The organism is Terriglobia bacterium (assembly GCA_035712365.1).
Taxonomy (GTDB): domain Bacteria; phylum Acidobacteriota; class Terriglobia; order UBA7540; family UBA7540; genus SCRD01.
Window position 1 is genome coordinate 20,247 of record DASTAW010000037.1, and the last position, 8,403, is coordinate 28,649.

At 59.2% G+C, this 8,403-nt stretch carries 7 protein-coding genes; 2 read left to right on the forward strand and 5 right to left on the reverse strand.

The window, feature by feature from the left end:
- Positions 1-40 precede the first annotated feature (40 nt).
- The 4 genes from VFQ24_10790 to tsaD all read right to left on the reverse strand — a co-directional run bounded on the left by VFQ24_10790 (position 41) and on the right by tsaD (position 6,086).
- Positions 41-1,012, reverse strand: coding sequence for an isoaspartyl peptidase/L-asparaginase (locus VFQ24_10790; GenBank protein ID HET9178830.1), 972 nt, complete (start codon positions 1,010-1,012; stop codon positions 41-43).
- Between the two features lie 9 nt (positions 1,013-1,021).
- Positions 1,022-2,632, reverse strand: coding sequence for a hydantoinase B/oxoprolinase family protein (locus tag VFQ24_10795; GenBank protein ID HET9178831.1), 1,611 nt, complete (start codon positions 2,630-2,632; stop codon positions 1,022-1,024).
- Positions 2,622-4,736 carry a hydantoinase/oxoprolinase family protein gene (locus VFQ24_10800; GenBank protein HET9178832.1) on the reverse strand — a complete coding sequence of 705 codons (2,115 nt, stop codon included), beginning with the start codon at positions 4,734-4,736 and terminating at the stop codon, positions 2,622-2,624. The genes VFQ24_10795 and VFQ24_10800 overlap by 11 nt, the downstream gene beginning before the upstream one ends.
- A 204-nt stretch (positions 4,737-4,940) precedes the next feature.
- The gene (tsaD, locus tag VFQ24_10805) at positions 4,941-6,086 is read right to left on the reverse strand and encodes a tRNA (adenosine(37)-N6)-threonylcarbamoyltransferase complex transferase subunit TsaD (protein ID HET9178833.1); all 1,146 of its coding nucleotides are present in this window, start codon (positions 6,084-6,086) and stop codon (positions 4,941-4,943) included.
- Positions 6,087-6,254: 168 nt separating this feature from the next.
- On the opposite strand from tsaD, the gene galU reads away from it, so the two are divergent.
- Positions 6,255-7,133, forward strand: a complete 879-nt coding sequence (gene galU / locus VFQ24_10810; protein HET9178834.1) for a UTP--glucose-1-phosphate uridylyltransferase GalU — start codon at positions 6,255-6,257, stop codon at positions 7,131-7,133.
- Between the two features lie 74 nt (positions 7,134-7,207).
- A complete protein-coding gene (locus VFQ24_10815) occupies positions 7,208-7,693 on the forward strand; it encodes a DinB family protein (protein ID HET9178835.1) in 486 nt (161 codons plus the stop codon).
- Positions 7,694-7,814: 121 nt separating this feature from the next.
- On the opposite strand, the gene VFQ24_10820 is transcribed toward VFQ24_10815, so the two are convergent.
- Positions 7,815-8,126 (reverse strand): FmdB family zinc ribbon protein, encoded by a 312-nt coding sequence (locus VFQ24_10820; protein ID HET9178836.1) that lies wholly within the window; start codon positions 8,124-8,126, stop codon positions 7,815-7,817.
- Positions 8,127-8,403: the final 277 nt, after the last annotated feature.

Genomic DNA, 8,403 nt, shown 5'->3' on the forward strand with positions numbered 1-8,403 from the left:
TCTCAATACAAACAGCCGTTCCCCGGAAGCGCGCAATTCTTCAGAAAACGTCTTTGGACTCCAGCATCTGGCCCTGGCCAGATTTCCAGAGCGCGTATTGCAGATGGAACTGGGCGTTCATTGAAGCGGCGCCGACCTCTCCGCGGGTGTTCATGGCGATGACCGCGCAGGCCGCCTCTTTGTTTCTGGACTCTGCTTTGACCATGTCCCGAAGCAGGTCCTCGCAGGCCTCCTGCGGAGACGCGCCGCGTCCCATCATCTGTACAATCGAGACGCTGGTGCAGTAATTGCTCATCAGGTCGCCATCACCGGTGGCAGAAGCTCCACCGGCGCGGTCGTCGGCGTAATATCCACAGCCCACAAGGGGAGAGTCGGCGACGCGGCCGGGAATTTTCCATGCCAGTCCGGAAGTGGAACATCCGGCCACGAGGTGGCCCTTGCCGTCCGTCGCCACCACGCCAATCGTGTCATGATGTTCAGGATTCAGCCAGAAGGTCTGGTGGTGAGGATCGGCTTTCCACTCCATCCACGCCTTGAGGCTGTTTGGCGTCAGCAATTGTTCAGGGTGGTAACCCATGTTCCGGGCAAACTCCTGGAGGCCGATTCCGCCAATGGTCGTATGGCTGGTTTTTTCGAGGACCAGGCGGGCCACTGAGATCGGGGTCTTGACCCCTCGCAAGCCACAGACGGCGCCCGCGCGGTGACGGGTACCGTCCATAATGCCAGCGTCCAGCTCCACAATACCCTCGGCGTTGGGCAGACCGCCATAACCAACGCTCGTCACCTCCGGGTCCTCTTCGGGAATATTAATCCCCTTTTCGATGGCGTCCAGCAGGCTCCCGCCCTGGTGGAAGACTTCGGCCGCGCGATTCACCGCCGGCAGCCCGTGTTTCCAGGTTGCAAGAAAGACGGGTTCTCCACTATCCGGCTCGGCCGCTTGCGCCGGAACCCCGGCCAGGGCCCCGGCTGCTGCGATGGATTTCATAAAGTCCCTGCGATTAACGTTGTCCATAATCTCTCCTTAAGAATTCCGAGATCCGTTGTTGCGCACTTTGCCTGCGGAGAATTTGCCCCATCCGCCGCCGCCGGGAGTTTCAATCTTCAGGACACTTCCGGGAGGAGCGGTAATCACTGTTTTTGAGGGCAGTCGGCGTGTCGTGCCCTTCGCCGCCAGCGTGTTCTTTCCAGGTTTTCCCGGTTGTCCGCCGGCCAGTCCGTAGGGTGGAAACCGGCGGCGATCGGACAGGATACTGCACCGGACTTCCGTAAGAAATTCGATTTCGCGAATGATGCCGTCGCCTCCGTAGAATTTTCCGTGGCCGCCCGAGCCATGCCGAAGCGAGGTCCGCAGCACGCGCACCGGGAAGTGCGATTCAAGGGCCTCCACCGGCGTATTCAGCGAGTTCGTCATATGAGTGTGGATGCCGCTCAAGCCGTCAGCAGAAGGGCGAGCGCCCATGCCGCCCGCAATGGTCTCGTAATAGGCAAAGGGTTCGCCCGTGAGAGGGTCGGTCCCTCCGAATGACAGATTGTTCATGGTACCCGAACTTGCCGCCGGAATCCGATGGGGCAGCGCGCGAGCCATGGCGCGGAGCAGAACGTCCACAATACGCTGGGAGGTCTCAACATTTCCACCCGCTACCGCGGCGGGAGGACGGGCGTTGACCACGCTGCCCGCAGGCGCGACCACTTCAATTGGTTCCAGCAGGCCCGCGCACGCGGGGACCTGCTCGCCCAGCAGGCAGCGAAAAACATAAAAAACCGCCGACGTGGTGATGGTCAAAACAGCATTGATGGCACCACGGCGCTGCGGCGCGGAACCCGTGAAGTCCACGGTAGCGTGGTCGCCGCGAATCTCGACCCGAACTTTCAACCGGACGGGCCGGGCGGAATATCCGTCATCGTCCAGAAAGTCTTCGGCGGCGTAGACGCCATCGGGAATCTGGCTGAGGGCGTTCCGCATCAGGCGGGCCGAGTATCGCTGTAGGGCGGCGAGGTAGAAATTAATTTTGCGGGCGCCATATTTATGGGCCAGTTCCAGGAGCCGCTGTTCTCCCAGCTTGCAGGCGGCGATTTGTGCAGTTAAATCGCCCTGGCGCTCTGTTGGAGTGCGCACGTTGGCAAGAAGGATGGCCAGAACATCCCTCTGGAGTGTTCCGCCACGCGTCAGAAGCACCGGAGGGATTCGCAATCCCTCTTGATAGATTTCCTCGCTCAATCCCATTGAGGCAGGCTGCGCTCCTCCCACGTCGGAGTGATGGGCCCGATTTGCGACATAGAAAATCGGGGTTGCCTTCGCCTGACCTGCGGCGAAAACCGGCATCACGCATGTAAGGTCGGGAAGATGAGTGCCTCCGGCAAAAGGATCATTGAGCACGGCAATGTCACCGCGGGAGAGGGGTAGGCTCTCGATGGCCGCGGCCACGGACCTGGGCATGGAGCCCAGATGGACGGGCATGTGGTCTCCCATAGCCACGACGTCGCCGCGGCCGTCAAACACCGCGCAGGAATAGTCACGGCGCTCTTTGATATTGGGAGAAAAAGCCGAACGGCGTAAGGCAGCGCCCATCTCTTCCGCCACGGAGTGGAAGAGGTTCTTAAAGATTTCGAGTTCTGCCGGATCAGCTCGCATTATGAGTGAGCACCAGGTTCAGATCGCGATCCACGCTGCACCTACAGCCGGGTGGTACAACAGTGGTGGAACTGTATTCCGCCACCACAGCGGGACCCTCGAATCGCATGCCGGCCTGAAACCGACCCCGTTCATAGAGTGGAGTTCGGTGAAAGCGATTGCCGAACCAGACATTCTTTTCCTTCAGCAATGCATTGTCAACGGGCTGGTTCGGTCTCCGACTGGCACGCCTGGGAGCGTGATGGCCGGCGAATGGGAGTGTTAACCGCAAGCGCAGGTTGACAACCTCCAGCGGCTTGTGACCGTGAGTGTATCCATACGTCTTCTCGTGCAGTCTTTTGAAATCGGCCGGAAAGCGTCGAGAGAAGGGGACCATCAGCTCATACGACTGGCCAGCATAGCGTACCTCAAGGTACTTCTCGATTTGTATTCTACCGGGTGGAAAATGGTCGCGCCGGATTTCCTTGCGGGCCGCTCGCTCGAGCTGCTGGAAGCGCTGCGCAACGTTGTTGCAAAACGACCGCAATGCACTCGAACGTCCCCGCGCAATCTCGATTGGGACTGGCATCAGAAGTGACTGCGAAACGTCTTTAACAGCGTCTGACAGCAGAATACCGAGGGCCGAAAACGTCCCCGGATTCTGGGGAATAATGACCCTGGCCACTCCGAGCGAACGGGCAAGGTCCGCGGCCTGCAATCCGCCGGCCCCGCCGAAAGCGATCAGCGAGAAGTCGCGTGGATCATGGCCGCGCTCGACAGAAATGACCCGAAGGACCCGCTCCATGCTGGCGTTGGCCACAGCAATAATCCCGCGGGCAAGCTCACGCGGGCTTTTGAGGATTCTCGCTGCAGACGGGGACTTCCTGTTTTCTTCACGGATGAATCTCTCAAATGCTTCCTCGGTCGCCCGCCGGTCCAGGCGGAAAGTGCCACCAAGGAAATTGTCTGGATCGATCCTTCCAAGAATGAGATTCGCGTCCGTGACGGTCGGCCGGTGCCCGCCGCGCCCGTAGCAGACCGGCCCGGGCATAGCTCCAGCGCTTTCGGGACCCACTCGCAGCGCGCCGCCGGCATCAATGCGGGCCAACGATCCGCCGCCCGCTCCTACCGAATGAACATCAATCACCGGGACCGCTACCGGAAGCCCAGCCAGCGTCGTTTCCTTGGTGATGCGGGCGCGGCCCTCAAACAGGCAGACGTCGGTTGAAGTCCCGCCCATATCGAAGCTGATCGCCTGGCGAATTCCAAAGGATTTCGCGAGCCGGACCGCAGCGGCAACACCACCGGCAGGTCCCGACAAAATCGTTCGGACCGGCTCTCGCGCAGCGTGGCGTGCTGTCGTGATGCCACCGTTTGATTCCATCACAAAAACACGGACGCCCGCGCGCCCGCCGGCCGGTCCGCTTGTTTTGGATTTTAAAGCAAACTTCTTAACGGCCTTGCTTTCCAGTCGCGCCAGATAGGACCCGGTCCTGGGCATCAGGTACGCGTTGATCGCGGTCGTTGAGAGCCGCTCGTATTCGCGGAATTCCGGCAGGATTCGATGAGAGATCGAGAGTGGAAGATTGAGCTGGCGAAGCGCGCGAACAACCAGCATCTCGTTTGCAGGGTTTGAATATGAAAATAGCAGGCAAACGGCGATGGATTCGGCGCCCGAACGCAGTATTCTGTTCCGGAGCCTGCGCAGATCAGGCATGGAGGGTCTCGCCAGAACGCTGCCGTCAGGTGCAATGCGCTCCCGCAGGCCGAAACGCTTTTGGCGCGGGACCAGCGGAGGATCGCGGCGTACGTCGAAGTCATAAAGGCGGGAGCGTGCCTGGCGTCCGATCTCAATCAGATCCTCAAATCCGTTGGTGGTGACCAGCGCCACCCGCGCTCCGCGCCGTTCGAGCAGACAGTTTGTTCCGACCGTTGTCCCGTGGATGATATCGAGGGATGTGGAAGGCGTGTCTGCGATCAGGCGGCTGGCACCGTCCACAATTGCCAGGCTGGCATCGTCCCGTGATGCGGAAGAGCCAGAAAAGACTTTGACGACTCTGACACCGCGGACATCTGCGACAACGCAGTCTGTGAACGTTCCCCCTGTATCAACGCCAACGTGCATGAGCGTCCTTATTCGTCCACAGCGGATCCGGCGAGCGGCTACGAAAGCGCAAGCTCACCCGCAGTGAGCGGGCCGAATCAAACCGAAAGCTTATCAGAAAAATGCCAAGTCCCGGCAGGTGGAAGTGGCCGCCCTCCCGGTTGGTGCGTCCGTCGATCATCCTCGGGCTGCCGGCCGAAGTTGCCCGCCAAAGGGGCAGGTGTTCTAAGACGCGGTCGAACTCAGGGGAAACGTTGCGTGGGCGTTCAGAGAAGCGCCGTCGCGATGGCCCGCGGCCAGCTTGTAGTATCCAGCGGCGGCAATCATTGCGGCGTTGTCGGTGGAAAGACCTGGAGAAGGGAAAAATACGTTGAATCCGCGCCGGACCCCGACCTGTGCAAAGCGTTCCCGGAGCAGAGAATTGCAAGCAACACCTCCGGATACGAAGATGGTATGAATTCCGGCGACGGTTGCAGCGACAACGCTACGCTCGATCAGATCGCTCACCACAGCCTCCTGGAAGCTCGCCACGAGGTCGAGTGTGTCTTGTGAACAGTGGGCGCGTACCTCATCGGGCGTTGCGGCATCGGGTAATGCGTCACGCCAGCCGCGGCGTTCTTCTGCCTCCCGCGTGAGTGGAGTTCCGCGCACGCGATAGAGAACAGCCGTCTTGATCCCCGAAAAACTGAAATCGAGCTGGTTACCCTTCATCCGGACTCGGCCAAATTCAGACGCGCGAGCTTTGCCGTGGCGTGCCAGCCGGTCGATGATAGGCCCGCCGGGGTAGCCGAGGGCGAGGAGCTTGGCAACTTTGTCGAACGCCTCGCCGGCTGCGTCGTCTCGGGTCTGCCCGAGAGTTTTGTAAGAGAATGATGTGCCGCCGCTTTCCGGTAAAGAAACCGATTCCACGCGATACAGGACGGTGTGGCCGCCGGAAACTACCAGGGTGATGTTGGGAAATCCAGCGGCAGGAACCGGCTTGCCGGCCTGCCTCTCCATCGAGTTGTGGAGCAGGACCGCGTGAATGTGACCCTCGAGGTGATTGACTCCGACAAGCGGTTTGCCTAGCGAAAGCGCCAGCGCCTTGCCGTAAACCAGTCCCACAAGCAGCGAGCCGATGAGACCAGGGCCTTCCGTGACGGCAATCGCCTCGATTTCATCCAGAGTGGTTCCGGCCTGGCGGCAAGCCTCATCGACGATGGGAGCGATCTTTTTCAGGTGTTCGCGAGAGGCGAGCTCCGGAACGACGCCGCCGAACCTTTCATGAATCCTGATCTGGGAGGCAACGACGTTTGACAGGATGCGCGTACCATCGGCTACGACAGCCGCAGCCGTTTCATCACAACTGGATTCGATCCCCAGTACATTCATAAACCGTTATCTTAACACGCGAGCAGCAGGTGCAAGTGCCGTCCGACTGACGCCTAAGAACATGCGCACCCACCGCGCCATGCCTTCCGGTGCTTTGACTGGTTTCTTGCAAAGGCTGTAGACTGAAATTTTTGACAACGCGATGCAACAGCCCCTCAGGAGAAGATGATGAAAGTTCGGAAAGCTGTGCTGCCCGTGGCCGGGTTGGGTACTCGGTTCCTGCCAGCAACCAAGGCACAACCCAAAGAGATGCTGCCAGTTGTGGACAAACCCCTGGTGCAATATGCGGTGGAAGAGGTTGCTGCAGCAGGCATCTCGCTCACCATTTTTGTAACCGGACGTGGCAAGAGCGCAATCGAAAATCACTTTGATGTTTCCGCCGAGCTCGAGCATGAGCTGGCAGGGCGCGGGAAAGAACCTTTGCGGAAACAGGTCCGGGAAATCTCCTCTTTGTGCAATGTCGTTTATCTACGGCAGAAATATCCAAAAGGGCTGGGGCACGCGGTACTCATGTCGCGCGACATCGTGGACGAGGAGCCTTTCGCGGTGGTACTGTCAGATGATGTGATCGACAGCCAGGTTCCATGCCTCAAGCAGATGACCGAAGTGTTCGAGGAATTCAACGCCAGCATTCTGGCCATCGAGCGCGTTCCGAAGGCAAATGTTGGGAGCTACGGAATCATCGCTGCGGAACCGGTGCGCAACTCCAAATGGAATGGCCGGCTCTTCCAGGTAAAAGACCTGGTTGAGAAACCTTCACCGGCCGACGCCCCTTCGAATCTGGCGATCATCGGCCGCTACATTCTCACGCCCAGGATCTTCAAGAAGCTGAGCGCTACAAAGCGGGGTAAGGGAGGGGAAATCCAGTTGACCGACGGCCTGAAGAACCTGCTGAAGGACGAGCCGATCTATGGTTTTATTTTTGAAGGGAAGCGTTATGACGCGGGTGATAAACTCGGTTTCTTGAAGGCAACCGTGGAGTACGCGCTGAAGGAGCCGAGTATGGGCCAGCAGTTCAGAAAGTATCTCAAGTCATTGCAATTATGACGTTTCCTGGCTGCCCGGCCTGGCTGCACCTTCGTCTCCGGCTGCTTATTCAGTGGGGGTAGGAGAAAGAAAATATGCAAGACGGACAAGCCGCTTTGCGCGAACATGTGCTCTACCTGCTTCGCGGCGGCGGCGCCCACATCGATTTTCATACAGCCATGGCCCGCCTTCCCGCGAAATTGCGCGGCGCCCGGCCTCCGCGCATCCCTTACACGCCGTGGCGATTGCTTGAGCACATGCGCATCGCGCAGTGGGACATCTTGGAGTTCAGCAGGAATCCCCGTCACGTTTCGCCTGATTTCCCCCGCGGCTACTGGCCCGCGAGCGACGGCCCTCCCAATGCTGCTGCCTGGGCAAATTCCGTCAAATCCTTTCGGCGTGATCTCAAGGAAATGCAAAATCTCGTTTCCAACCCGAGGACTGACCTTTACGCCGCCATTCCGCATGGCGACGGGCAGACGATCCTGCGTGAAGCGCTCCTCGTGGCAGACCACAATGCTTACCACCTGGGTGAGTTTGTCGTCGTAAGGCGATTGTTGGGCGCGTGGCCGGACGGATAACGTCCTTTGTCTTCTCGCAGGACCGCGAGGCGTATTTTGCGGGTCCCGACGCTCCTCAAACGTTCCTGAAAGCCGGGACGAACCCAGCTTCCCAACCGCACAAACCCCTGTCTGGCCGATTTTACTTGCTTAGGGAGGTCTTGGAATCGGAAGGTTTGCTCTTGGCGGGGGAATCCCCGGCGGAAGCGGCAGGCTTTGCGGCAGATCCACCATCCGATCCGCCATCGGATTTCCCGGTATCACCGGATTTCGATTTTCGGGCGTAATCCGTCACGTACCAGCCACTCCCCTTGAATTGAATTGCAGGGGCGGACAGCAGGCGGGTAAGCTCTCCGCCGCATTTTTCGCAGATGGCCAGCGGCGGGTCGCTGAACTTCTGGATCTTTTCAACTCGCGCGCCGCATTTTTCGCATCGATACTCGTAGAGGGGCAAAGTCAACTCCTTCCCGACCGCCGAGTATTATAGCAACGCGCGCGACTTCTGGTCAAAAAACGTTGCGACGACGCGCTGTAGCCCAGGCATCTTCCCAACCCGGCTTTCGGATCAGCGCTGGCGGTTCCATGTAATGCACCTATCAAGCCATTTAAGAAAGTAACTTTGGGTTGTACATGTCGCGCCATCTAAAATGTAACCGAGCTTTGAGACGAATTTGGAGCTTTGGGGCTGAGGCGTCGGTCGGCCAGGGCGTGAATCTGCTCCAGTTTGCGAT

Bases quoted from the DNA above. Each gene is read 5' to 3' on its own strand.
- galU (HET9178834.1), top strand. From the start codon at position 6,255: ATGAAAGTTCGGAAAGCTGTGCTGCCCGTGGCCGGGTTGGGTACTCGG.
- VFQ24_10790 (HET9178830.1), bottom strand. From the start codon at position 1,012: ATGGACAACGTTAATCGCAGGGACTTTATGAAATCCATCGCAGCAGCC.
- VFQ24_10800 (HET9178832.1), bottom strand. From the start codon at position 4,736: ATGCACGTTGGCGTTGATACAGGGGGAACGTTCACAGACTGCGTTGTC.
- VFQ24_10795 (HET9178831.1), bottom strand. From the start codon at position 2,632: ATGCGAGCTGATCCGGCAGAACTCGAAATCTTTAAGAACCTCTTCCAC.
- VFQ24_10815 (HET9178835.1), top strand. From the start codon at position 7,208: ATGCAAGACGGACAAGCCGCTTTGCGCGAACATGTGCTCTACCTGCTT.
- tsaD (HET9178833.1), bottom strand. From the start codon at position 6,086: ATGAATGTACTGGGGATCGAATCCAGTTGTGATGAAACGGCTGCGGCT.